This window comes from Pedobacter sp. SYSU D00535, assembly GCF_017355855.1.
Lineage (GTDB): Bacteria > Bacteroidota > Bacteroidia > Sphingobacteriales > Sphingobacteriaceae > Desertivirga.
Genome location: NZ_JAFEWD010000007.1, coordinates 140,880 through 163,350 on the forward strand (window position 1 = coordinate 140,880; position 22,471 = coordinate 163,350).

The window sequence follows — 22,471 nt, forward strand, 5'->3', positions numbered from 1 at the left end:
GGTTAACAATTAAAGCAGCACAAAGATAACTTATGCTTAAAAAAATTGTTCAGCAAGATGTCAAGTTTTATTTCTTTTTCGCAGGAAGAAATCCTTCACTAGCACAGCACACTCATTTTCTTTAATTCCTCCCACGATTTCCGTTTTAGGATGGGTTAGTCGTTGGTTAATCCTCCTAAATCCCAATTTGAGATCGTTGGCGCCGTAAACTATCCTGCTGATCTGTGTCCAGTAGGAGGCTCCGGCACACATGACACAAGGTTCGATAGTTACGTACAGGGTACAGTCTCTCAGATATTTTCCACCAAGGGTGTTAGCTGCGGCGGTAAAGGCCTGCATTTCAGCATGAGCTGTTACGTCGTTAAGTTGCTCAGTAAGATTATGGCCGCGGCCGATAATTTTACCCCCACACACTACTACTGCGCCTATTGGAACTTCATCTTTTTCTAGTGCTAAACGAGCTTCCTTAAGCGCCTCGTTCATGAAAAATTCGTCGGGAGCTATTGCCGGTTCGTCTGTAAAGCTTACGTATCTCATTAACCGTTAAATTAGTTTGGCTCCGTTAGGTACTTTTCGTTCTATCGCTGCCAGTACAATGTCCCCGTTTTCGTCTGCAAAACCTGTAACCAGAAATTCTGACATAAAGTTTGCGATTTGTTTTTTCGGAAAGTTCACTACTCCAATAATCTGCCTTCCAGGTAGCTCCTCTTTTGTGTAGTGTTTGGTGATCTGCGCACTACTCCATCGTATTCCAAATTCTCCAAAGTCAACTTTGAGTTTGTACGCTGGTTTCCTTGCTTCAGGAAAGTCAAGAACTTCGAGTACGGTTCCTACTCTTAACTCGACTTTTTCAAAGTCGCTCCATGTAATTTCTTGCATGGGGTAAAAGTAAGGGGAATGCAGAAATATCGCGAAATATTTGAAATCGTCCTATCCCTCTAAGCCTAACAATGGATTACGTCGGGTTCTCGGTAATAGTCGCTGCAATCCCCTATCTTTGCCACATGCCTGAAATACGTCTCAAAAAAGGAAAAGATAAAGCAGTTCGTCAGCTCCATCCCTGGGTTTTCTCGGGGGCCATCGAATCGATTAAAGGAAAACCTAGAAATGGCGACCTCGTTACGCTTCTGGATAACGGAGGTGATTTTCTGGGGTATGGTTTTTACAACAGCAATTCACGTGTTGCTGTGAGAGTGCTCGAGTGGGATCCGAATACGGAGGTTAACGAAGAATGGTGGAGGTTGAGGCTTAGGAAAGCAATTAAGGCGCGCGAGCCGATCTTATCATCTCTTCACACCAATACTTGCAGGTTGGTTTTCAGCGAAGCCGACTTTCTGCCGGGATTGATTGTTGATAAATATGCGGATTATCTCTCCGTTCAAATTCTTACCTCGGGGATAGAAAACATTAAATCAGTGCTGCTAGACGAACTAAACTCACTCCTGCAGCCCAAAGGTGTCTTTGATCGTAGCGATGCTTCTGCCAGGGCGCATGAGGGTCTAGAGGCGTCTCACGGGACTTTAAGTGGCGAAGCTCCTCCTGAGTTTGTAGAGGTGAAAGAGAATGATATTAAGTACCTGATCAACATCGCAGAGGGTCAGAAGTCTGGTTTCTTTTGCGATCAGCGTGACAACCGTCGGATTGTAGCCGAGCATGCTGCTGGCAGACGAGTATTAGATTGCTTTTGCTATTCCGGTGGATTTACCCTGAATGCTTTAAATCTTGGGGCTGCGGAAGTTATAAGTGTTGATAGCTCTGCTCTGGCAATAGAGACACTTAATCAGAATATAAAATTGAATGGCTTTGGCCGTATCCCTCATCAGTCCATCCAATCTGATGTAAATAAGCAGTTGCGAGCTTTCCGCGAAAGCGGTGAAAAGTTTGATATCATTGTTCTGGATCCTCCTAAGTATGCTCCCTCGCGATCTACGCTGGATAAGGCTTCGAGAGCTTACAAAGACCTAAACAGAATTGGGATGGGACTATTAACTAGTGGAGGGCTGCTGGCCACCTTCTCCTGCTCCGGAGCGGTTGATATTGCCCATTTTAAGCAAATTATCGCCTGGGCAGCGCTGGATGCAGGTAAAGAAGTTCAGTTCATTTATCAGTTCAGTCAGCCGCAAGATCACCCCGTCAGGGCTTCATTTCCTGAAGGCGAATACCTGAAAGGGCTGCTTTGCCGGGTAGTTTAGCAAGAAATAGTGCGATCAGGCAAACAAGCGCCTGATCGCTAAGACACTTATTTCAGATCTTCCGGTTCCTGCGGAAAGTTCCGCAAGTTGACCGGCTTTTCTGCGGTAGATCTCATCTTCAGGTTTAGCATCTCGACTAGAACTGAAAAAGCCATAGCGAAGTAGATGTAGCCTTTCGGAATATGTTGTTCGAAGGCTTCCGCAAGAAGCGAAACTCCGATTAGCAACAAAAAGGAAAGTGCCAGCATTTTCACTGTGGGATGCTTGTTTACAAAAGAGCTGATTCCTCCTGCAGATACCATCATCACCCCTACCGCAATCACAACGGCAGCAATCATTACCAGTACTTCGTCGGCCATACCCACAGCGGTAATGACGGAATCAAGGGAAAACACAATGTCTAGAATTAGTATCTGCGTAATCACGCCCGAAAAGGAGTATACTTTTTTTGCCTCCTGTTGATGATCTTCTCCCTCCAGCTTTTCGTGAATCTCACTAGTGCTTTTATAGATCAGGAACAGACCGCCTATCAGGAGTATTAAGTCACGACCTGAGATAGCCATCTTCTCAAGCAGTCCTTCATTTTGCACGCCGAACCAATCGCCTATATTAAAGAGCGGAGTAGTTAGCCTCATGATCCAGCTTAAGGATAGCAATAGAAGGACACGGGTGATCATGGCCAGAGCCAGTCCTACCTGCCTCGCTTTTTTCTGTTGATTTTCAGGCAGCTTGCTAGAGAGAATAGAGATAAAGATAATGTTGTCGATACCTAATACAATTTCAAGTACCGTAAGGGTGATAAGGGAAATCCAAATTTCCGGATTTGAAAGAAGTTCCATAGTTGTTTAAGCGTCGAATAATAAAAACAGTTATAAAACAAAAAAACCTTCCGATGGCCGGAAGGTTTTAATCATTAATTTAAAAAGAACGTATGCTTAGTTGGATAAGCCTAAAGAAATTGGACTGAGCCGTAACGGGAATTCACTACCACCTTCGCATCTGATCTTTTCCCAACCTGGCCTTTGTAGTTTTTTGTGGGCTGAAAGCCCATGGAATTAGTAGGAGTGGTTAACACTGCGCTTATTCTGTCATCATATTTAAAGCCGCTGTAACTCACCGTAACATCAAAGGCAAAGTTTGCCGCTGGATCAAAGCCTAATTTAACCGAGGAGTAGGCGGCGTTTACGTTTAAGTTCTTCACTCTCTGATCTACTTCAGCAATTTTAAATCCGCTGCAATATTTCAGGTTCAAGTCGCAGTCGCCTGAAATTCGTTTTATCTCTGCGGAGGAATATCTTACGCTCGCGTCAATCTTTTCAGCTCTTCCCAGCTCCAGACTTCCGTAAGAAATATCAAGGCTGCCAGCGTTGAGGCTTTCAATTTTTGCCGAGCCGTAGGCAACCTTGACCGTATTTGAAGGATTGGCCAAAGCCTCTGCATTTAAACTTCCATAGGAAGAATTGATGGAAAGGGGCCCCGAATAGTTGGGGAGAGTGATCGCCCCATATTTGTTAGTTACGTCTAAACCCAGCTTAGCAGGCATAAAAACAGTATAGTTGATTTGTACACCACGCCGTTCTTCCTGCCCGTTTCTTCGCCTTATCCCCCACCAGCTTCCGCCGGAGTTGTCTCGGTTAATGCTGGTAACGAAGCTGATCTGGTTGCCGACCCGAGAGTCGTTTATGGACACACTTCCCAGTAGTTCTTCGGCTCTGCCCTCCGAGCTTTCAAAAGCTTTGATTTCCACTTGCACCCTGATTTCTGGTTTAGACCATGTGCTTACGGAAATGTTACCGTATTGATTATGCAGTTTCAGCTTGTCATCAGAACTGACAGAGTAAGTCTTGATGATCACCTTTGTTTTTTCTGCTGCCGACGAAGGTTCGCCTTTTAGATTCGGCTGGGGAGGATGAGGAGCTTCCGCTGGTCTTGGAGCGCTCGGAGGCAAGGAAGCAATTAATGCCTCCCGCTGGAGTAGCACAATCTTGTGTTCATCTAATTCCGGCTTTTCCTTCCGCAACGTTTTCAGCGCTCTTTTTACCTCTTCCTCCACGTTCGGAGCGTATTTTTCCTGGCCCAGGCTTTGCAACGAGATTAGGAAGTATATAAAAAGAAGACAGCTAGATATCTTTATTTTCATTGTACTCGTCCTTTTTTAATTGCTCTACCTGCTCGAATATTTCAAGCTGTTGATGGAGCACTTGCGCCTGAACCTTTAAATTCCTGATCATTGCCTTCAACGTTTCTTCCTGATTAGGACTGGTCTCGAGGTCCTTCTTTAATTTCTGATAATTTGCATCCAGCTTTTTGATTTCCGAGGAAAACTCCTGATAAAGCTGCGGTTCTTCTTTTTTTATTTCCTTTAATTCATTCCGTCTTTCCTTGATGATGGAAGCGTAATGAACCTGTTGCCGGGCAAGCTCGGGATTTATGTTGCTGATTTCGAGGCCCTTTTTCTTTTGATAGCTTAAAAAGCAAATACCGGCGGCCAGAACAATAGCGATCCCGGCGGCTATCCTGAAAAGTACTTTTAGCTTTATGACTCTATCCTGGATCGGTCTTGCTTTCTCAGCGCGATTCAGTTCTTTCTCAAGATTCTCCCAGAGAAGTTCCGGGACTTCTAATGCGTCAAATTCCTTTCGATTGTTCTTTATAAATTTTTCCAGTCTTTCTCCCATTCCAATCCTCTTTAATTAATATAAGATCTTTCTTTTTTTAACGATTCTATTAGTTTTCTTTTTGCTCGCAGAAGCTGAGTTCTGGAAGTGTTTTCGCTGATTTTAAGGATGTGCGAAATCTCCTCATGATCATACCCTTCGAGTAGATACAGCGATAAAACGATTCGGTAACCATCCGGCAGCAGTTGTATCGCCTTTCGTATCTGCTCCACCTGCAGTTGTAATTCCGCTTCATCAACGCAATCTTCTTCTGCCAGTTCTTCGAGATTTGCCTCATCAACGTTGATAAACTCAAAGCGCCTTTTTCGTAGTTGCGAAATCGACTTGTTGATTACTATTTGCTTTATCCAAAGGCCGAAGGTAGACTCCTGGCGAAATTCACCGATGCGGGTGAAGGCATCGAGGAAAGACTCCTGAAGGACATCTGCTGCTTCATCTTCATCATTGAGAATGCGCACGGCAACATTGTACATTGCTTTTGAATAAAGCTTGTACAACTCAAAATGTGCCTTCCGATTTCCTTTTTTGCACTCAACCACCAGGCTGTAATGCTGGTCTACATAAACAGCTTCCAACTTATTTAGCTTCAAGTAAAAGACGCCCCGTTTTTCCCGACGTTGCATCTTTTTCAATTTTTATATAAATCTAGGTTAAAAGCTGATCGGGAAGTGTTAAATAGTGTTAAGGTATTGATTAATAGTAATAATGGCGTTTTCAATGCGTTGCGCTCCACTGCCCGAGATGGTTTGATAATTAGCATTAAGCGCCTGCAGCTCGGCATGCCATACTGCCATAAAGTGCTCTCGAAGATGAGGGAAGTCTCTTAGCGGATCTTCCTGCCAGGGGAGGTCGATATCCATGAGAAGGTAAAGGTCATACGGGTGTTTGGGGAGTTCGTCCAGCACCTCCTGCGGGGCTTTGCCGAACATGTGATCACTCCAGATTTTTACCGTTATAAACGTTGTATCACAGATTAGAATCTTATTTGCCTTTGGAAGCAAATGTTTCTCAAGTTCCAGCTGCCCCCTGAACATGTTAATCTCGTCTTGCCATGTACAGGGCTCCTTAAGCTTTTCACAATACTCGCGGGCATACTCCGGTACCCATACAGTCTTGTAATGCCTCGCCAGTGCTTCAGATACTGTTGACTTTCCGGTAGATTCCGGTCCCACAATTGCTATTTTTTTTATGCCGCCTCTGCTTTCCATGTTTTTTTCCAATCGAGATATCCCATCGCGGCAAGCACAAGAAACAAGGTATACAACACTGCAGTTAGCGCCAAATCCTTGTAAATATAGAGAGGAACATAGCAGATGTCTACTACGATCCAAAGAATCCAGTTTTGCAGTATTTTTCTCGTCATGAGGAACTGAGCAACAAAGCTGATGGCGGTGCAAGTTCCGTCAATATAGGGGACATCGGTATCCGTAAAGTTGTCTAAAAAGGCGCCGAGGCCAATAGAGAAGGCGGCGATAGCTGCAATTACAAGAACATACTCCCTGCTACTTAGCGAAACGATCGGCTTTTTATGCTCTTCTTTCCGTTTTAACCAATAATACCAGCCATACCCGGCCGTGCCCAGAAAGTAAAGTTGAAGCGCGGCATCGCCATAAAGTTTATAGTTGTAAAAGAGGACTAGATAGGAAATAACGCTAATAATGGATACCGGCCAGTTTAGAATATGTTGCCTGGCTGCGAGATAAACACAAAGAAAACCTGTTACTGTTCCTGTCCACTCAAGCGCGGATGTGTTTTTAAGCTGCTCAAGGAAAAGAGCCCAGAAAGATGTTTGACACAATATCACGTTCAAAAATAGGGGTAATTGTGTAAATGGTAACATGAGAATGAAAAGGAATCGCGGTTTTGAAGGTAGCAAAACAAAAAGAGGTCGTCTAAAAAGCGAATTGTGAGCTGATTTCTCTTTTTTCTGCTCGTTGCGGAGCTTGAGATCATTTGAAGGCAAAGGGACTTTTGTTTTCAGGAGAAGGCTTTTTGAATAGGATATTACCTTTAACAGCCACTACGACGGAAAGGCTTAGCCTTCCATTTTCTTATGTTGTGGACGATCGAAAGTCAGCCAATCTCGACCTTGGGCTTAGTTGTCCTGTGCAGCAGAGCACATTAGGCTGTGATTGCTTTTGATATTTCCGAAGACGGGTTCAACATTAACAAGTTTTTGGCTTGCCCCAGCTTGCTTGTTAGTAATGGCCTGTTTTTTCTAAAGAAGGAAGGTTCCTAATTATGGTTGCTGAAGGGTTCTCCGGTCTGTTAGTACGGTGAAGAATGGTACAAAAATTAGAAGAAGCAGCAGTGCTGATCTAATGTATTAGCACTGCTTTTGTGCTCTTTTCATTGCTTTTGAGTGCACGGTGAGTGCAGGTTGAATGCACCTTAAATGCAGGTTTTGCTGGAAAAACCTGCACTTATTTTCTATTCGCTGCCTTGTCGCTATTCTTACACTCAGATCAATATAGGTGGTTGGGGCTTCCTTGCTGCTCTTCTTCTTGACTTAAGCTCCTAAATCAACCTTTTCGCATGGCTGTTTTTGACGGTAGGATCCAGGTTAGCCGACAGGTTCTTTTTTGCGTAGTTCAGCTTCTCGTTTGGTCTTTTAGGAAAGGCCGATAATTGCTTGAGCACACCTCTTTCATACTTACGGTTGATCGGCTTGATGTCGATCTTATTAATCACTTTGCTCACAATCCCTACCGTATGGTTCTCGGCAATTTAGCTCGTCCATATTCAGAGGAAGAAGGAACATCTGATCTGGATCCTAGGCTTAAAAACTACCGCTGTTGAGCCCTTTGTTTCTATGCCTTGACAAAAAACTACTGTTTTTCAAAATAAAAAGAGGCCACCCTTTTGAGGTAGCCTTCATTATTGACCACTAATTATGATGAAAATGATTATTGGGCAGTGGCAGGTGTCGAGGTAAAGTTAAGCGTTGCCCTGACGCTTACGTCTACTGGTAACTGCTCTCGAAGCACATATTCCATTCGTACCCTTGCAGAATTACTTCTCACGATTTCATCCAAAAATTTTGAATTATCGATATCCAGCACGACGCTGCTTCCTACAGAAGTGCCAATATCACCTCTTGAAGCAACAAGTAATTCACCAGAGCCATCACTTTTGGCCAGGTAGAGGCGGATGCTGCTGAAGACCCCGAGGTTCTGGTTGTTGGGATTACTTGCTTCTAGCCTGGCCGAAGATATCCGTACTTCTTTTATGTTTGCGTTTGTCCGGTTTCCGAATAGTTGATCTACTGAGCTGGCCTGACTAACAGCAGAATGCGTCCTGCCGGTATTAGTAGAGGCTGGAATAATTAAAGTAGCTGTATACGGCAGTGTAGATCGAATTATAGACTGGATAGTGCTGCATGCTGCCAGGGTTGCAACTGCAATAAATCCGATAAGTAGCTTTTTCATGTGTGCAAATTTCCTTCTGTAACATTTTTTGAAGGGAAAGGTTTTTCCTTAACTTAGTCCGAAACAAGCTAAGCCGATGTTACAATTCACCTGTACCTTACTTCTTATTTTACTATCAGTAAACCTTTCTTTTGCCCAACGAACCTTCACTCATTTTGTAGATAAAAGTGGGATGCGGGTTAAAACAAAAGAGGAGGCCGAATACATCCGCGAGATCACCGATTCTGCTAAGTCCAAAAAAGTGTATTCCATTCGGGAATTTTACAAAACCGGGCAAGTGCGAAGAGTTGGGGAAGCTTCCCGCTATGAGCCGCTGACCTACACAGGAGAGGTCAAGACATATTTTCAAACAGGGGAATTAAGAAGTACGGAAGTTTTTCTGAAAGGCTTTCCTTCCGGCGTGTCAAAATTTTATTATCGAAGTGGTGCTTTACAAAAACTCGTGATGAACGTACTGGTCGAGGATAGTTTAAAAAAGAAGAAAAGCACTATTAAAAGATTGCTGAGCTATGCAGATTCCACAGGGCACATGTTAGTAGTGAACGGAAGTGGCCGCATAACCGACTTTGATGAGGACGTTGAAGTTTGGGAAGAGGGCGAATACCTTGACGGGATGAAAAACGGGACCTGGAAGGGAAAGAGCGAGAAGCCGCGTTTCGAGTTTGAAGAGAAGTATGATAAGGGTGTGCTGATTTCAGGAACTTCAAAAGATAGTATGGGGCAGGTGCATGAATATATAAAGTTGCAACAGCAACCCAGTTTCAACGGAGGCATGGAGAATTTCTATCAATGGGTGGGTCGTAATTTCAGGTATCCCCGTGAAGCACTGCAGCAAGGTGTGTCTGGTAGATTACTATACGAGTTTTGGATAGAGCCGGATGGCAGCCTTAGTAATATAACGCTACTGAGCGACCCGGGTATGGGGACAGGACAGGCCGGCTTCGCATTGTTGAGAAAGTCGCCGAAGTGGACAGCGGGTAGAATTAGAGGGATCCCTGTCAGGGTGAAGTACACGCTTCCCATTGCCTTGAATCTGGAAAGGGGGTAGTACAAGAACTTTTAATAAGTACCTGAAGTTTCGCTCATAACAGGGAGAATATTTAAACAGTTTTTGTTTTATTTGGGACAGATTAGTTCGTACCCATTCTAGTCAATGAAGATATGAAGACCTTTTTCAGCCTTATCGTTATTCTATCCTTTTTGCCCGGGATCTCCGCCGCCCAAGATACCCTTGTCTTTTACTGGGATAAAAATGGGAGACAGGTTGAGGAGGTAGGTAGTGCAGATATAATTCAAAAAATAACTCCAGTTCCGGGATCAACCGAACTCTACCAGGTAAGGGAATATAATCACCAGGGACTACTTCAGCTGGAAGGCACAGTGAGCGAGTATAAACCCAGGTTGCACTTCGAAGACCTTGTTCGAAGATTTGATAAAAAAGGAGGCCTTGCTAGCGAGATAAATTACAAGGATAACAAGTACGAGGGAGAGGCGAAGTTCTACTACAAGAATGGACAGTTGCGGGAGGTGGTTGAGCACTATCACGCGCCTAATCCTATGAATCCTCATGGATCATCTGAGGTACATGTGAAAATGGTGGCTTATTTCGACTCTCTCGGGAATCAGCAAGTTAAAGACGGCAATGGGTTTGCAATAGTGAAAACCGATGCTTTCACAGAAAAAGGCAGGTATTCAGATGGAGTTAAGGATAGCATATGGACAGGAGTGAGTTCAAAATCCGATTTTTCTTACATTGAAAAATTTGATAAGGGTAAGTTTGTTTCGGGTGAGTCAGTTTCGGATGGACAGAAATTTGTTTACAACCAGCAGGAGATCCAGCCGGAGTACCCTGGGGGGATCATGCAATTCTATCAATATATCGGAAGAAACTACAAGTACCCGGCAGAAGCTCGCAAAAAAGGAGTTTCAGGTACGGTCATTGTTTCTTTCGTGGTCGAAAAAGATGGGAGTCTAACCGATCTTAAAACTTTGCGAGACCTGGGTATGGGAACAGGGGAGGAAGCTCTTCGGGTAGTAAAAAACTCGCCCTCCTGGATTCCGGGAAAACAGCATGGGGTTCCGGTCCGGGTTCAATATACACTCCCCATCAGGCTGAATTTAAGCCGTTAAGTTTTTACATTTCTAACTATAAAAAGCTCAAGATTTTATTACCTTTGCATCCCGACAATCAAGTCGGGATTCCTTCCAAAAAAAGAGAGAGTTCCCTCTTGATTATCAAGTCATACGACTAAAAATTTTAAAATTATTTAGCCCTAATGCCAAGAGACACCTCTATTAAATCAGTCCTGATTATCGGTTCAGGACCCATCATCATCGGTCAGGCCGTTGAGTTCGATTATTCAGGTTCACAAGCTGCTTTATCGCTGAAAGATGAAGGGATCGAAGTATCCATCATCAATTCTAATCCGGCAACCATCATGACGGATAAGGTGATTGGCGACCATGTTTATCTGTGGCCGCTTACCTGCGAGAGTATCGAGCAAATTTTACAGGAGCGTAAGATTGACGCTGTATTGCCTACCATGGGAGGTCAAACGGCGCTTAACCTGTGTAAAGAAGCCGAAGAACGCGGCATCTGGGGAAAATACGGTGTCCGTATTATTGGAGTAGATGTTGCAGCCATTGAGAAAACGGAAAACCGTGAAGAGTTCCGCCAACTGATGGTAGATATCGGGGTAGGTGTTGCTCCTTCTAAAATCGCTAATTCGTTCCTTGAAGGAAAAGAGGCAGCTCAGCAAATTGGCTTTCCGCTGGTAATCCGACCTTCTTATACGCTCGGTGGAACGGGAGGTGGTTTTGTTCACAAAAAAGAAGAATTCGACGCAGCTTTAAGTCGTGGATTGCAGGCCTCGCCTACGCACGAAGTACTTGTAGAAAAAGCGGTTTTAGGCTGGAAAGAATACGAGTTGGAGCTTCTTCGCGATAGTAAGGATAACGTTATCATCATCTGTTCTATCGAGAACTTCGACCCGATGGGTATTCACACCGGCGACTCGATCACCGTTGCTCCAGCAATGACGCTAAGTGATCGTTGTTACCAGGAGATGCGGAATCAGGCTATTAAGATGATGCGTGCCATCGGTAATTTCGCCGGAGGGTGTAACGTTCAGTTCTCTGTAGACCCGGCCACTGAAAATATTATCGCCATCGAGATTAACCCTCGTGTGTCCCGTTCATCAGCACTGGCATCTAAAGCAACAGGTTATCCAATTGCGAAGATTGCTGCTAAGTTAGCTATCGGGTACAATCTTGATGAGATTGAAAATCAAATTACCAAAACAACATCAGCATATTTTGAGCCTACCCTTGACTACGTAATCGTTAAGATCCCTCGCTGGAACTTCGACAAGTTCAAGGGAGCTAACCCGGAATTGGGACTTCAGATGAAAGCGGTAGGTGAAGTAATGGGCATCGGCCGTACCTTTATTGAGGCACTTCAAAAGGCCTGTCAATCGCTTGAAATCGGCCGTGCTGGTTTAGGTGCTGATGGTCGCCAAAACCGTGTTCTTGAAGAGATCATGCACGGACTGGAGCATCCAAGCTGGAATCGCATTTTCTTAATAAAAGATGCGATGAATATGGGTGTGCCAATTGAGTCGATCCGCAAAGCAACGAAAATTGACAAATGGTTCCTTGTGCAAATTCAGGAGCTTGTATCGCTTGAGCAGGAACTAAAACGTTACTCACTAAATAACATTCCGAAAGACTTTTTCTACACCTTGAAGCAAAAAGGCTTCTCTGATGTTCAGATCGCATGGTTGTTAGGAAACGTTACAGAGGATGACGTCTACAATCGCCGGAAAGAGCTGGGTATTAGGCGGGTTTACAAGATGGTAGATACTTGTGCGGCTGAATTCCCTGCACAAACGCCTTACTACTACTCTACCTTCGAGGATGAGAACGAATCTGTAGTAACGGATAGGAGGAAAATCATCGTATTAGGTTCTGGTCCAAACCGAATTGGTCAGGGTATCGAGTTTGATTACTCTTGCGTTCACGGTTTACTAGCAGCCAAAGAGGCGGGCTTCGAGTCGATTATGATTAACTGCAACCCTGAGACTGTTTCTACCGACTTCAACATGGCGGATAAGCTGTACTTCGAGCCGGTGTTCTGGGAGCATGTGCGTGAAATTATTGATCTGGAAAAACCAGAGGGCGTAATCGTTCAGCTGGGTGGTCAAACTGCTCTTAAAATGGCAGAAAAGCTGCATCAGCACGGTATCAAAATTATCGGAACCTCTTTCGATAATATGGACATTGCTGAAGACCGCGGTCGCTTCTCGGATCTTCTTAAAGATTTAGGAATCCCGTATCCGAAATACGGAGTGGCTGAAAGTGCTGAGGAGGCTCTCGAGGTAGCTCATCATGTAGGTTACCCGGTTCTTGTTCGTCCTAGCTACGTATTAGGTGGACAAGGAATGAGCATTGTCATCAACGATGAAGATCTGGAAAAAGCTGTAGTTAAGCTTCTTGGTGATCTTCCAGGCAACAGAGTGTTGATCGATCATTTCCTTGACCGCGCAGAAGAAGCTGAATCAGATTCAATCTGCGACGGAGAAGACGTTCACATCGTTGGTTTGATGGAGCACATTGAGCCTGCCGGTATTCACTCTGGTGATTCAAGTGCTGTCCTTCCTCCGTTCAATCTTTCTGAGAATGTAATTCGTCAGATGGAAGAGTACACTGTGAAGCTGGCTAAAGCATTGAATGTACGGGGACTTCTGAACATCCAGTTTGCTATCAAAGATGAAAAGGTATACGTGATCGAGGCGAACCCACGTGCTTCCCGGACTGTACCATTCATCGCGAAAGCCTATGATGTTCCTTATATCAATATCGCTGCAAAAGTGATGCTGGAGGTGAACAAGCTGAAAGACTTCACAATTGAAAGAAAGCTACAGGGGTATGCAATTAAAGAACCGGTGTTCTCGTTCGATAAATTCCCCGAAGTTGATAAGCAATTAGGTCCGGAGATGAAATCAACAGGCGAAGCCATCAGATTCATCAAAGATCTGCACGATCCATACTTCGTGAAGTTATACAAAGAGAAATCGATGTACTTATCGAAATAAAATACCAAGGGGCGATGCGAATCGCCCCTTTTTTATGCTGCGGTTGAGATATGTTTAACCAAACTCCTCTTAGCCAGTGGCAGAAGTGTCTGTTCCAGAGGGAAGGTGATATCCGTCTCTACATGATAAACGGCCGGATTGGGAACTTCCCGGCGTTGATGAATTAATTCCTTACGGATACCTTCAGGAGTGTAGATAAAATTACGCTCAAAACTTGCCACGTACGAGGTGTTTATCCCGCGATATTTTTCCTCGTGGCTTTCAAAGATCGTTACCTGATATTCATAAACATTCGTTGCTTTCTCGTCTCCATTCCTAAGTAGGAGATAGCCGTGATAGGGGTACAAAGGAATTACTCCCACCGGCTCTATGCGAAGGCGGCTTTCTACAAACTCATAGATTTCTTTGCCTTCCTTAATAGCTGGATCGATCTTTCTTAGCGAGTAGCTGATGATGTTTTCAATCTCAAGCATCAGCGAATCATCTTTTACCATCTTTTCATAAGTCAGTTCCACCGCTTCTATATCTGCCCTGGTGAGGCGCTCAGGGAAAGCTCTTTGCAAGGCGGACTTGTTCTCCTTGAAGCGCATCAGATTGTTATAATGAAAAATAAGATCGTTCAGGTCGGGATAAAGCTTTGTTTTATGAAAGTGCTGATTTATCTGCTGGAGGTAGGCCAAAAGCTGATACTTTTTATGTTCAAAATCTACAGATCCTTCAATAAACCAGTTTACACTTAATGACTTCATAATTGTTCCTCCAATTCTAATATTAATTACTGCAGGCCAAGACGGCGCCAGCCCTGGTAATCCTAATTTAATGATAAATTTGCACAATGCCTAAAGGGACACTTTTTCTAATTCCAGTGCCGTTAGCTGAAAATTCAGCTGAAAAGGTGCTGACCATCTACCAGCAAGAATTGATAAACAACATCCGTACCTACATCGTTGAGAACGAAAAAACTGCGCGTTACTGGCTTAAAAACATGAAGTTGCAGGTTCCGCAGAGCGAGCTGAATATTCACGTGTACGGTAAGCATTCTGAAAAAGTCGACATAGCTTCCTATTTTAAGGAACTTGAGGCTGGTCAGGACGTAGGTTTAATGAGCGAAGCTGGTTGTCCCGCCGTTGCTGATCCCGGTTCTGATGTCGTTGCCGAAGCCCATCGCCGGGGGATAAAAGTGGTGCCAAATGTAGGTCCCAGCTCCATCTTGCTTGCACTTATGGGCTCTGGGTTCAATGGGCAAAGCTTTACCTTTCATGGCTACCTGCCGATCGACAAGGGGCAGCGCAGTAAGCGAATTAAAGAGTTAGAGGCGCAATCCGAACGGCAGAAGCAAACGCAGATATTTATTGAAACACCGTTTCGGAACAACCAAATGCTGGAGGAATTACTGCGCACTTGCAGTAGCAGGACAAAGCTTTGTGTAGCTGTTAATTTAACTGGTGAAGACGAACAAATCATCTCACAGCCTGTTGAACAATGGAGGAAATTGAAGGTTGATTTTCACAAAAAGCCCGCAATTTTTCTATTATTTAAATGACCACCTTCCCTTCCCATACCTCCGTGTTGATTGTTGGAGCAGGACCCTCAGGTTTGATGATGGCTGCACAATTACTGAGAAATGGTATTCATCCGGTTATTATCGACAGCAAAACTTCCCTGACTCCGCATTCTAAAGCACTCGCTATCCAATCGCGCTCGCTCGAAATTATTCGTCAGATGGGCCTACACGATCTATTTTTGCAGCATGGGAATATTGTTAGGAATTTTGAAATCCAGGGGCACCGGGGCGAGGTCAGTAAATTCGACTTGACATCCCTGGGGAAAGACGAGACGGAATTCCCTTTTGTTCTTATCCTGGAACAGAGTAAGACAGAAAGGCTCTTGCTGGATTATCTCACTAACAATGCTTGTTCCCTTTATTGGAATAGCAGCCTGACAGCCATTAGCAGTAGCGATGAAGGTGTAAAAGCAACGGTAGATAGAGAGGGGCAAGTGCATGAGATCTACTGCGACTGGGTGGTAGCTGCAGACGGGGCGTCAAGTAAGGTAAGGCAACTGCTAAATATTCCCTTCCGGGGGAAAACCTATGAGGACCAGTTCTACCTCGCCGACGTCGATATGCGGGAAAGCAGAGCGGAAGAGGCAATAGGGATATTTGTGAAGGATGAAGGGTTTGCGGGGTATTTCCCTATGCAGGGTGAAACTGTACGGTTTATCGGGAACTTGCCGCAAACGCTAAAAGGAAGGCCCGATATTGCCTTTAGCGATTTGAAGCCCTATCTTACCTATACACTCGGTTCAGCAATTCCGGACAGCCGGTGTCGTTGGTTCTCGGTCTATAAACTGCATCAGCGGGTGGCAGAGAAGTTCAAAGTTCAACGGTGTTTTCTAATTGGAGATGCTGCTCATGTACATTCCCCCGCCGGGGGACAGGGGATGAATACCGGCTTGCAAGACGCTTACAACCTGGCTTGGAAGCTCTCGGGCGTAATAAAAGGAAGTTTTGATGAGCAAATTCTGGAAACGTACGCAGAGGAACGAATGGAAGTGGCTAAAAAACTACTTGCTACTACCGATCGGATTTTCAGTATTGGAGTCTCTCAAAACTGGCTGGTGCGGAAGCTGCGAAAATTTGTCCTTCCCCGTTTATTGCGCTTTTCTGACCGACGGGACAACTTTGCAAAAAGTTTTTTCCCTCTTATCTCTCAAACCGGTGTCCAATATCGTACCGGCCCTATCTCCGTCCATCATAGCCAGAGCAGGAGGGTTCAGGCGGGAGACCGACTTCCTTATATTAAACTTTTTGACGAAAAGCTAAAGCGAGAGACTGACCTGCACCAATGGTGCGCAAAGCCAGGCTTCACACTCCTGGTTATAGGATGGTTAAATTCCAGGGATTTGATGTTACTAGCAAAGTGGATCACGCAGACTTTCCCTTTCAATTTAAACTTCTACTACCTGCCACATTCAGAAAAAAACCAACATGTATTTGACTTGTTCGAAGTAGGAGAAAGGCAGAAAAAAGCGGTGATTGTTCGCCCTGACCTGTATATCGGATACATAAACGATGCGGTAGTAATAGAGCTAATCGAGACTTACCTGAAAGATACCGTAGGCTGGAAAAGTTAGCGAGGATCGTTCAACGGAATTCCCGTTTATCGATCTATCCGTGAATGGTCTCTTTTTTGCCGTAGTTCTGGATTACCTTAGCTTCGTACTCGAGAAACTCTTCCCAGCGTTTATCCACATCAATTCCTTCGCCATATTTTTTCGCCAGCTTAATGAATGTCGTGTAATGGGTAGCTTCACTCACCATCAGCTCATAGTAAAACGCCGCGAGCTGTTCGTCATTTATATTCTCGTTCAGTACCTTAAAGCGCTCACAGCTACGGGCCTCAATCATTGCGGAAAACAGTAGGCGATCAATAAGTTGTTGTTGTCTTGTTCCCCCTTTGATCATGAATTTAGCCAATTCGTTCACGTAATCATCCTTGCGCTCCCGACCCAGTATAAAGCCTCTTTCCAGGATGATGTCGTGGACCCGTTTAAAATGGTCCATTTCTTCCTGTACAAGTAAGGCCATTTCCTGCACCAGATCAGAAAGATTAGGATTTTGAACGATCAGCGTGATGGCGTTACTTGCAGCTTTCTGCTCACAAAAGGCGTGATCTGTTAGAATTTCCTCGATATTGCTTTCCACTACATTCTTTACCCAGCGTGGGTCTGTAGGAAGTTTCAGTTTAAGAATGGTTTTTTCTGTGCTCACGGTACAAAGGTAAGGCTTTCTGCTTAGCTGTACAGGTTTTTAGCATCTATGAATTTCAAGACGGGATCGGGTACAAAGAACTGAACGTTTTTTCCTTCTTTTAAACTCTTTCGGATAAAGGTAGAAGAGATTTCCATTAACGGGGTGTCGGTTAAGGTGACGGAAGGATGAGACGCCAATTGGATATTCTCAAAACCTGGCCGGGGATAAACAGCAATCTTATAGTCTCTGAGAATCAGCTCGTAGTTTTTCCATTTTTTCAACGATGCAAGATTGTCGGCCCCCATGATGAGTGTGAACTGATGCTGAGGATAGCGCTCGCGCAAAAAGGTAAGCGAGTCGATGGTATAGGATGGCTGTGGAAGGCGGAACTCAATGTCGCTTGCTTCAAGCTTCTCTGAATTTTCAATAGCCAGTCGGGTCATCTCCAGCCTGTCGTACATATTCACAAGGCTACTTTTATTTTTCAGTGGGTTATGCGGGGATACCACAAACCAAACACGATCTAAGTCCGTGAACTCAGCCATGTAATTGGCAATGATCAAATGGCCGATATGGATCGGATTAAAGGAGCCGAAAAAAAGACCTATTTTCATCGCTTCTTTTGAAGTGTACTTACTATGCCTCTCCGAATAAAAAATGTCTTACCAGTTGCTCTGCTTCCTCGCAAGCTGTTTTAAGGTCGTTATTGGGAAGGATGATGTCGAACTTATCAGCATAGGAAAGTTCTTTCCCCGCTTTCTGAATGCGCTCCTTCAATTTCTCAGGACTGTCGGTACCCCTGCCCGAAAGACGCTCAATAAGAACTTCCAGTGATGGGGGTTGCACAAAAATAGCCAGCGCGTTTTCCCCGTATTTCTTTTTAAGCCGAAGACCTCCTTCTACATCAATATCAAAAACAACGTGCTTCCCTTCATTCCAAATCCGCTGAATCTCACTTTTCAGCGTGCCGTAAAACGTGCCCGAATACACTTCTTCAAATTCCACAAACTCGTGCTTAGCCACCTTATGTAAAAACTCCTCTTTGGTGATGAAGTAGTAATCTTTATTGTTCACTTCATTTCCACGGCACTCCCGGGTCGTCGCGGAGATCGAAAACTCCAGTTCGGGAATCCTGGACAGTAAGTAGTGAACGATGGTGGTTTTACCTGCTCCCGATGGAGCTGAAAATATTACGAGTTTACCTTGCGTCATTTTGTAATGATGAAGTCGGGACAAGCACAGCTGCTCTACTGCGACTTTTTATAATACGTTTAATAATTGTTCTTTGATTTTCTCCAGCTCTTCTTTCATGCCGACTACCAGCTGCTGAATCCCTGCATCATTCGCTTTCGAGCCCATAGTATTGATTTCGCGACCGATTTCCTGGGAGATGAAGCCTAGCTTTTTTCCGTTTGCGTCCGGGGATTTAAGGGTTTCCAGAAAGTAATCACAGTGACTCTTCAACCTGATCTTTTCCTCAGTGATATCCAGTTTATCGATGTAAAATATCAGCTCCTGCTCAAACCTGTTCTCATCTACATTTTCCTTTCCTACGTACTCGTTAAGCAGTTGGGAAATTCTTTCGCGGATACCAGGAATTCTCCGGGGTTCGAGCTCTTCTACTTGTTTCTGAAGCTCCAAGATTTTGTTGATCCTCATCGACAGGTCCTGCTGTAGAATCGAACCCTCATCATTTCGGAAGCCCTGAAAGTTCAGCAGTGCTTCATTGAATGTAACCTGCAGTTGTTTCCACTCTTCGTCTGACACCACATCTTCTTCGTACTGAACCACCTCTGGAAAGGTAAGTGCCATTTGAAGTAGATTAGAACTGGTGTCATTCAGTTCCTCGGCAGCAGCCTGTAACTGCTTGTAATAAGACTTTAAAAGGGCAGTATTTACAGATGCTCCTTTTCGCTCCTGCTCGGGATATTCTATAGTGAACGAAATGTTTACTTTTCCGCGCTCTATTTGCTTGCTGCACTCGTTGCGGATAATTAATTCCTTATCGGAAAAGGCTTTAGGCAGTTTCAGCGAAAGCTCGAGGAACTTGCTGTTGAGGGATTTGATCTCTACGGTGTATTTGGCGTTGGCGTAATCTGTTGTTGCCAAGCCGAAACCTGTCATGGATTTGATCATGCGCAAAGATAGGATTTATTCAAACAGAATATTTAAGTCGGTAAGATTAAACAAAAAGGCAACCAGAATTTCTGATTGCCTTGAGTGTGAGCGGCTATAAGATAATTTTATGCTAAAAAAGGTGTCACGATGGCTAATACTTGCTCTTTAGTTAGTGGCTCGTCAAATGCCTCAGAAGCAGCATTTGCAGATACGCTGGTGCCATTGATACCGGTGATTGCCACATTTGCCTGCGTTACAACCTCTTCTCCGTTGTAAATTGGCTGAACAGCATTTGAAGCAATACCGCTTTGGTTCAATGTGATCCATGGTTTCACCTGCGCACCCCTTGCAGCCCGCATTCTTCTCACATGCGCCGCGTGTCTTGCTTCCACAGAATGGATTTTTAGAGCAGCAGTAAGCACCGCATCGGACGGCATCAAGTTGCCAGCCTGCCCTTTGTACGCACGTACCCCGGTATCTTCAAACGCTTGCGAAACAGCGAGGAACGTATCGTAGTTAGTGAAGACGGTCGGAAAGTTTCCTTTGGCAGTGAAGTCGAAATTTGGTTTGTTCACAGGGGTTCCGTTCATCGATTGGATAGCAGTTTTTAGAAAATTAACGTGTGCAGTTTCATGGTCCCTGATGGTAGTCAGTGCGTTTCGCGCTTCTGTAGAAGGAATCACTAGTGTGGCTCTGCTTAGTCCTGTCGTATAGAATTCGGCTTCGAGATATTCCAGGGTTAAAGCGAAGTTCAACACATCGATGATCTGAGCATTAGCGTTCGTCTGTCCGTAGGCCTTTTTAAACATCGTTCCTAAGGCGAAGGGAAGAGCAGAAAGTGCAACTTTTCCTCCAAAGCCAGTAAGTGCTTTGATTGCTCTTCGTCGGGGGCTTAAACGTTCGTAAACATCGCCATCTATTTTTTCAATCTCGTTAAGAATATTATAGAAGTTCATATTATTAGATTTAAGAGTGGTTATAGAACAATTTGAGTTTTCAGGTAAGGTTGGGCAATGGCAAGCACCTCTTGCGGAGTGCGCGAAATATCAAGACCTTGTGCATCAACAACCGAGCTGTCGGCGAAGGAGCCATTTGAAATCAAGTCACGGATAAGCGCAGCATGTCTAGCTTCGACGGATACGATTTTACCCGCAAGTAGCAAGTAGGTAGGATTTTCGAGCAATTGCCCTGCTCCGTTATACGCTGAAACGCCAAGGTCTTCAAATGCTTTTGCTGTCCCCAGTATGCTATCGCGACTGGTAAAGTTGATCGAGCTGAAGTCTACTTCAAGATCTTTGATAGCCATTCCCATCCCGCTCAACACCGTTTTGAAGAACTCGCGATGAGCTATTTCATGATCTCTGATGTCGGTTAGTAAACTTGCTTCAGCAGCAGACAGTCCATTATTCGGTGTCTCAATTACTTTGGTGTAAAAGGCTGCTTCGAGCTGCTCCAATGCATAAGCGAAGTTTAAAACTTTGACGTCTCCCTCGCCGAGAGAGATAAAGTCGTCGTTGCCGTTATTATCTTTTTTACAGCCCGCGGCTAATAGCGCAATACCAGCAGCACTGGCGCCTGCATACTTTAAGAACGAACGGCGCTCTACCTTTTTGGTTAGTAGTCGATCTGATCCTTCCAATGAAATCAGGCCTTCTTGATGTTTGAAATTTTCCATACAAGTTGAATTAAAGGGTTTCGTTTCTTCAACTTACGGGCAAACAGAAAGGGCGGATTTCGGCAAGACATAAAAATCTCGTTTAATTTCCTGAAAAATTAATCCGACATTCGTTGGGCAGGTTTTAACTTTTGAGCAGAAGAAATAAAATATCACTAGCCGAGCCGGAACTCATCAAGGCAATCCGAGACCGTGAAAAATTGGGGGCCGAGGCGTTGTACGATATGTACTCTTCTTCTCTTTACGGAGTTATTTATCGTACCATCCAGGACGAAGAGTTAGCTGAAGACTTATTGCAGGAAACTTTCGTTAAGATTTGGAATTCGTTCAGTCAGTTTGATGAGACAAAGGGGAGGCTGTTCACATGGATGATAAATATCGCACGTAATGTTGCTATTGATAAAACTCGTTCGAAAGATTATCGTAACACAGCCCGGAACCAGGACATAGAAAATTCCGTAAATTTAGTTGATGCGGAAAGAAATACCACTTTGAACCCCGAGACACTTGGAGTAAAGGACATGGTTGAAAATCTGAAGCCCGAATCTAAAGCTGTGCTAGATCTTGTATATTTTAAAGGGTATACGCATGTAGAGGCCGCTGAAGAGCTGGGGTTGCCTTTGGGAACAGTGAAAACTCGTATCAGAATCGCTATCAGTACGCTTAGAAAGTTATTTAATTGAAAGATTTAAAGGCATATATCGAAAGTGGAGTGTTAGAGCTCTATGTTTTGGGTGATCTCACGCAAAGCGAAAGGCAGGAGGTGGAATTGATGCTTGCCAGACATCCTGAGTTGAAAGCTGAATTAACTGAGATTGAGAAAGCCTTAGACCTGTACGCGGAAAAACATGCCATAGCCCCTGCTGAAAAATTGAGGGACCGCGTTATAGATTCGCTTGTATTGGCTGATGAACCGCGTGTTTTCGAGGAGGAAACAAGGGAGCCGGTTATCAAGCAATCCAACTTCTATAAGTACGGTTTTGCAGCATCAGTGGCGCTATTGCTGCTCAGCATTATAGTGATAATCAACCTGAGGAGCCAGCTCCAGGAGTCCAATCAGCGTATTGCCTCTCTCGAGCTTTCTAACCAGAAGTTTTCAAGCAGAGTTAATCACATCGAGAACTCGTTAAGCTCAGTGACGGAAGCTCTGGAAATTTATCAGAACCCGGCTTTTAAGAAAGTACGGTTGGTAGGCACTCCTAAAGCGCCGGAGGCCAGCATGGTGGTTGCGTTTAATCCTGCTGAAAAGGAGGTGATGATTGATCTGGCCTCACTTAAAATGCCTGCTACAGACCAACAGCACCAGTATCAGTTATGGGCTCTGGTAGATGGAAAACCAGTGGATCTTGGAGTATTTGACACGAAAACAGATACTACCGGAATGATTAGGATGAAGGCTGTTAACGAAGCTCAGGCTTTTGCCGTGACTTTAGAGCCTCGCGGGGGAAGTATAGCCCCCACCCTCGAGCAGATGATGGCAATGGGTAGCATCTGACCCGGAAACATTATCTTTATATTTTCGTTTAATAGTAA

25 protein-coding genes are annotated in these 22,471 nt (G+C 44.5%); 8 read left to right on the forward strand and 17 right to left on the reverse strand.

Translation table 11 applies throughout. The annotated features are described in order from the left end of the window. Positions 1-60: 60 nt before the first annotated feature. Together J4N23_RS15080 and J4N23_RS15085 are read right to left on the reverse strand one after the other, a co-directional pair. The gene (locus J4N23_RS15080; RefSeq protein WP_207428487.1) at positions 61-537 is read right to left on the reverse strand and encodes a nucleoside deaminase; all 477 of its coding nucleotides are present in this window, start codon (positions 535-537) and stop codon (positions 61-63) included. Positions 538-543: 6 nt separating this feature from the next. Continuing rightward, entirely contained in the window at positions 544-879 is a 336-nt protein-coding gene (locus tag J4N23_RS15085; RefSeq protein WP_207428488.1) for a tRNA-binding protein, read from the reverse strand. Between the two features lie 125 nt (positions 880-1,004). Between J4N23_RS15085 and J4N23_RS15090 the strand changes: the two genes are divergently transcribed. Further along, positions 1,005-2,192: a class I SAM-dependent rRNA methyltransferase gene (locus J4N23_RS15090; protein ID WP_207428561.1), complete on the forward strand. Its 1,188-nt coding sequence runs from the start codon at positions 1,005-1,007 to the stop codon at positions 2,190-2,192. A gap of 47 nt (positions 2,193-2,239) precedes the next feature. Here J4N23_RS15090 and J4N23_RS15095 read toward each other — a convergent pair whose 3' ends face one another. From J4N23_RS15095 to J4N23_RS15130, 8 genes are all read right to left on the reverse strand, one after another. Next, positions 2,240-3,031, reverse strand: a complete 792-nt coding sequence (locus J4N23_RS15095; protein ID WP_207428489.1) for a TerC family protein — start codon at positions 3,029-3,031, stop codon at positions 2,240-2,242. Between the two features lie 110 nt (positions 3,032-3,141). Beyond that, a complete protein-coding gene (locus J4N23_RS15100; protein WP_207428490.1) occupies positions 3,142-4,332 on the reverse strand; it encodes a hypothetical protein in 1,191 nt (396 codons plus the stop codon). Beyond that, positions 4,313-4,870 carry a hypothetical protein gene (locus tag J4N23_RS15105; RefSeq protein ID WP_207428491.1) on the reverse strand — a complete coding sequence of 186 codons (558 nt, stop codon included), beginning with the start codon at positions 4,868-4,870 and terminating at the stop codon, positions 4,313-4,315. Before J4N23_RS15105 ends, J4N23_RS15100 begins: the two co-directional genes overlap by 20 nt. A gap of 11 nt (positions 4,871-4,881) precedes the next feature. After that, complete coding sequence (locus tag J4N23_RS15110) at positions 4,882-5,493, reverse strand: RNA polymerase sigma factor (protein WP_207428492.1); 612 nt, start codon at positions 5,491-5,493, stop codon at positions 4,882-4,884. Between the two features lie 48 nt (positions 5,494-5,541). Then, positions 5,542-6,078 carry an AAA family ATPase gene (locus J4N23_RS15115; RefSeq protein ID WP_207428493.1) on the reverse strand — a complete coding sequence of 179 codons (537 nt, stop codon included), beginning with the start codon at positions 6,076-6,078 and terminating at the stop codon, positions 5,542-5,544. Further along, positions 6,057-6,710, reverse strand: a complete 654-nt coding sequence (gene pnuC, locus J4N23_RS15120; RefSeq protein WP_207428494.1) for a nicotinamide riboside transporter PnuC — start codon at positions 6,708-6,710, stop codon at positions 6,057-6,059. Before pnuC ends, J4N23_RS15115 begins: the two co-directional genes overlap by 22 nt. 677 nt (positions 6,711-7,387) lie before the next feature. After that, positions 7,388-7,570: a hypothetical protein gene (locus tag J4N23_RS15125; RefSeq protein ID WP_207428495.1), complete on the reverse strand. Its 183-nt coding sequence runs from the start codon at positions 7,568-7,570 to the stop codon at positions 7,388-7,390. 206 nt (positions 7,571-7,776) lie between these two features. Beyond that, the gene (locus J4N23_RS15130) at positions 7,777-8,298 is read right to left on the reverse strand and encodes a hypothetical protein (RefSeq protein WP_207428496.1); all 522 of its coding nucleotides are present in this window, start codon (positions 8,296-8,298) and stop codon (positions 7,777-7,779) included. 76 nt (positions 8,299-8,374) lie between these two features. Between J4N23_RS15130 and J4N23_RS15135 the strand changes: the two genes are divergently transcribed. The 3 genes from J4N23_RS15135 to carB all read left to right on the forward strand — a co-directional run bounded on the left by J4N23_RS15135 (position 8,375) and on the right by carB (position 13,391). After that, positions 8,375-9,346 carry an energy transducer TonB gene (locus tag J4N23_RS15135; protein WP_207428497.1) on the forward strand — a complete coding sequence of 324 codons (972 nt, stop codon included), beginning with the start codon at positions 8,375-8,377 and terminating at the stop codon, positions 9,344-9,346. Between the two features lie 113 nt (positions 9,347-9,459). Continuing rightward, positions 9,460-10,428, forward strand: a complete 969-nt coding sequence (locus J4N23_RS21025) for an energy transducer TonB (RefSeq protein WP_242689249.1) — start codon at positions 9,460-9,462, stop codon at positions 10,426-10,428. A gap of 146 nt (positions 10,429-10,574) precedes the next feature. Further along, positions 10,575-13,391 (forward strand): carbamoyl-phosphate synthase large subunit, encoded by a 2,817-nt coding sequence (gene carB, locus J4N23_RS15145; RefSeq protein WP_207428499.1) that lies wholly within the window; start codon positions 10,575-10,577, stop codon positions 13,389-13,391. Between the two features lie 32 nt (positions 13,392-13,423). Here carB and J4N23_RS15150 read toward each other — a convergent pair whose 3' ends face one another. Next, the gene (locus J4N23_RS15150) at positions 13,424-14,140 is read right to left on the reverse strand and encodes a hypothetical protein (protein WP_207428501.1); all 717 of its coding nucleotides are present in this window, start codon (positions 14,138-14,140) and stop codon (positions 13,424-13,426) included. An 86-nt stretch (positions 14,141-14,226) separates the two neighbouring features. On the opposite strand from J4N23_RS15150, the gene J4N23_RS15155 reads away from it, so the two are divergent. Both J4N23_RS15155 and J4N23_RS15160 read left to right on the forward strand, forming a co-directional pair. Beyond that, a complete protein-coding gene (locus J4N23_RS15155) occupies positions 14,227-14,934 on the forward strand; it encodes an SAM-dependent methyltransferase (RefSeq protein WP_207428503.1) in 708 nt (235 codons plus the stop codon). Next, positions 14,931-16,526, forward strand: coding sequence for an NAD(P)/FAD-dependent oxidoreductase (locus tag J4N23_RS15160; protein ID WP_207428505.1), 1,596 nt, complete (start codon positions 14,931-14,933; stop codon positions 16,524-16,526). The genes J4N23_RS15155 and J4N23_RS15160 overlap by 4 nt, the downstream gene beginning before the upstream one ends. Before the next feature lie 34 nt (positions 16,527-16,560). On the opposite strand, the gene J4N23_RS15165 is transcribed toward J4N23_RS15160, so the two are convergent. The 6 genes from J4N23_RS15165 to J4N23_RS15190 form a co-directional block, all read right to left on the reverse strand. Beyond that, positions 16,561-17,163 carry a tRNA-(ms[2]io[6]A)-hydroxylase gene (locus J4N23_RS15165; protein ID WP_370527282.1) on the reverse strand — a complete coding sequence of 201 codons (603 nt, stop codon included), beginning with the start codon at positions 17,161-17,163 and terminating at the stop codon, positions 16,561-16,563. Positions 17,164-17,186: 23 nt separating this feature from the next. Then, the gene (gene nadD / locus J4N23_RS15170; protein WP_207428506.1) at positions 17,187-17,759 is read right to left on the reverse strand and encodes a nicotinate (nicotinamide) nucleotide adenylyltransferase; all 573 of its coding nucleotides are present in this window, start codon (positions 17,757-17,759) and stop codon (positions 17,187-17,189) included. Between the two features lie 22 nt (positions 17,760-17,781). Next, positions 17,782-18,357 carry a guanylate kinase gene (gene gmk / locus J4N23_RS15175; RefSeq protein ID WP_207428507.1) on the reverse strand — a complete coding sequence of 192 codons (576 nt, stop codon included), beginning with the start codon at positions 18,355-18,357 and terminating at the stop codon, positions 17,782-17,784. 48 nt (positions 18,358-18,405) lie between these two features. Then, positions 18,406-19,281: a YicC/YloC family endoribonuclease gene (locus J4N23_RS15180; RefSeq protein WP_242689250.1), complete on the reverse strand. Its 876-nt coding sequence runs from the start codon at positions 19,279-19,281 to the stop codon at positions 18,406-18,408. A gap of 107 nt (positions 19,282-19,388) precedes the next feature. Continuing rightward, on the reverse strand, positions 19,389-20,219 hold the full coding sequence (locus tag J4N23_RS15185) for a ferritin-like domain-containing protein (protein ID WP_207428508.1): 831 nt from the start codon (positions 20,217-20,219) through the stop codon (positions 19,389-19,391). Between the two features lie 20 nt (positions 20,220-20,239). Next, on the reverse strand, positions 20,240-20,938 hold the full coding sequence (locus J4N23_RS15190; protein ID WP_207428509.1) for a ferritin-like domain-containing protein: 699 nt from the start codon (positions 20,936-20,938) through the stop codon (positions 20,240-20,242). Between the two features lie 131 nt (positions 20,939-21,069). Here J4N23_RS15190 and J4N23_RS15195 point away from each other — a divergent pair, with 131 nt between their 5' ends. Further along, entirely contained in the window at positions 21,070-21,621 is a 552-nt protein-coding gene (locus J4N23_RS15195; RefSeq protein ID WP_207428510.1) for an RNA polymerase sigma factor, read from the forward strand. Continuing rightward, the gene (locus tag J4N23_RS15200; protein ID WP_207428511.1) at positions 21,618-22,433 is read left to right on the forward strand and encodes an anti-sigma factor domain-containing protein; all 816 of its coding nucleotides are present in this window, start codon (positions 21,618-21,620) and stop codon (positions 22,431-22,433) included. The genes J4N23_RS15195 and J4N23_RS15200 overlap by 4 nt, the downstream gene beginning before the upstream one ends. Positions 22,434-22,471 lie beyond the last annotated feature (38 nt).

What these genes read in the sequence shown, in the direction of transcription:
- J4N23_RS15085 (WP_207428488.1), bottom strand. Translation starts at nt 879, where the DNA reads ATGCAAGAAATTACATGGAGCGACTTTGAAAAAGTCGAGTTAAGAGTA.
- gmk (WP_207428507.1), bottom strand. Translation starts at nt 18,357, where the DNA reads ATGACGCAAGGTAAACTCGTAATATTTTCAGCTCCATCGGGAGCAGGT.
- J4N23_RS15155 (WP_207428503.1), top strand. Translation starts at nt 14,227, where the DNA reads ATGCCTAAAGGGACACTTTTTCTAATTCCAGTGCCGTTAGCTGAAAAT.
- J4N23_RS15115 (WP_207428493.1), bottom strand. Translation starts at nt 6,078, where the DNA reads ATGGAAAGCAGAGGCGGCATAAAAAAAATAGCAATTGTGGGACCGGAA.
- J4N23_RS15160 (WP_207428505.1), top strand. Translation starts at nt 14,931, where the DNA reads ATGACCACCTTCCCTTCCCATACCTCCGTGTTGATTGTTGGAGCAGGA.
- carB (WP_207428499.1), top strand. Translation starts at nt 10,575, where the DNA reads ATGCCAAGAGACACCTCTATTAAATCAGTCCTGATTATCGGTTCAGGA.
- J4N23_RS15135 (WP_207428497.1), top strand. Translation starts at nt 8,375, where the DNA reads ATGTTACAATTCACCTGTACCTTACTTCTTATTTTACTATCAGTAAAC.
- J4N23_RS15105 (WP_207428491.1), bottom strand. Translation starts at nt 4,870, where the DNA reads ATGGGAGAAAGACTGGAAAAATTTATAAAGAACAATCGAAAGGAATTT.
- nadD (WP_207428506.1), bottom strand. Translation starts at nt 17,759, where the DNA reads ATGAAAATAGGTCTTTTTTTCGGCTCCTTTAATCCGATCCATATCGGC.
- J4N23_RS15080 (WP_207428487.1), bottom strand. Translation starts at nt 537, where the DNA reads ATGAGATACGTAAGCTTTACAGACGAACCGGCAATAGCTCCCGACGAA.
- J4N23_RS15180 (WP_242689250.1), bottom strand. Translation starts at nt 19,281, where the DNA reads ATGATCAAATCCATGACAGGTTTCGGCTTGGCAACAACAGATTACGCC.
- J4N23_RS15185 (WP_207428508.1), bottom strand. Translation starts at nt 20,219, where the DNA reads ATGAACTTCTATAATATTCTTAACGAGATTGAAAAAATAGATGGCGAT.
- J4N23_RS15150 (WP_207428501.1), bottom strand. Translation starts at nt 14,140, where the DNA reads ATGAAGTCATTAAGTGTAAACTGGTTTATTGAAGGATCTGTAGATTTT.
- pnuC (WP_207428494.1), bottom strand. Translation starts at nt 6,710, where the DNA reads ATGTTACCATTTACACAATTACCCCTATTTTTGAACGTGATATTGTGT.
- J4N23_RS15130 (WP_207428496.1), bottom strand. Translation starts at nt 8,298, where the DNA reads ATGAAAAAGCTACTTATCGGATTTATTGCAGTTGCAACCCTGGCAGCA.
- J4N23_RS15190 (WP_207428509.1), bottom strand. Translation starts at nt 20,938, where the DNA reads ATGGAAAATTTCAAACATCAAGAAGGCCTGATTTCATTGGAAGGATCA.
- J4N23_RS15090 (WP_207428561.1), top strand. Translation starts at nt 1,005, where the DNA reads ATGCCTGAAATACGTCTCAAAAAAGGAAAAGATAAAGCAGTTCGTCAG.
- J4N23_RS21025 (WP_242689249.1), top strand. Translation starts at nt 9,460, where the DNA reads ATGAAGACCTTTTTCAGCCTTATCGTTATTCTATCCTTTTTGCCCGGG.
- J4N23_RS15110 (WP_207428492.1), bottom strand. Translation starts at nt 5,493, where the DNA reads ATGCAACGTCGGGAAAAACGGGGCGTCTTTTACTTGAAGCTAAATAAG.
- J4N23_RS15095 (WP_207428489.1), bottom strand. Translation starts at nt 3,031, where the DNA reads ATGGAACTTCTTTCAAATCCGGAAATTTGGATTTCCCTTATCACCCTT.
- J4N23_RS15100 (WP_207428490.1), bottom strand. Translation starts at nt 4,332, where the DNA reads ATGAAAATAAAGATATCTAGCTGTCTTCTTTTTATATACTTCCTAATC.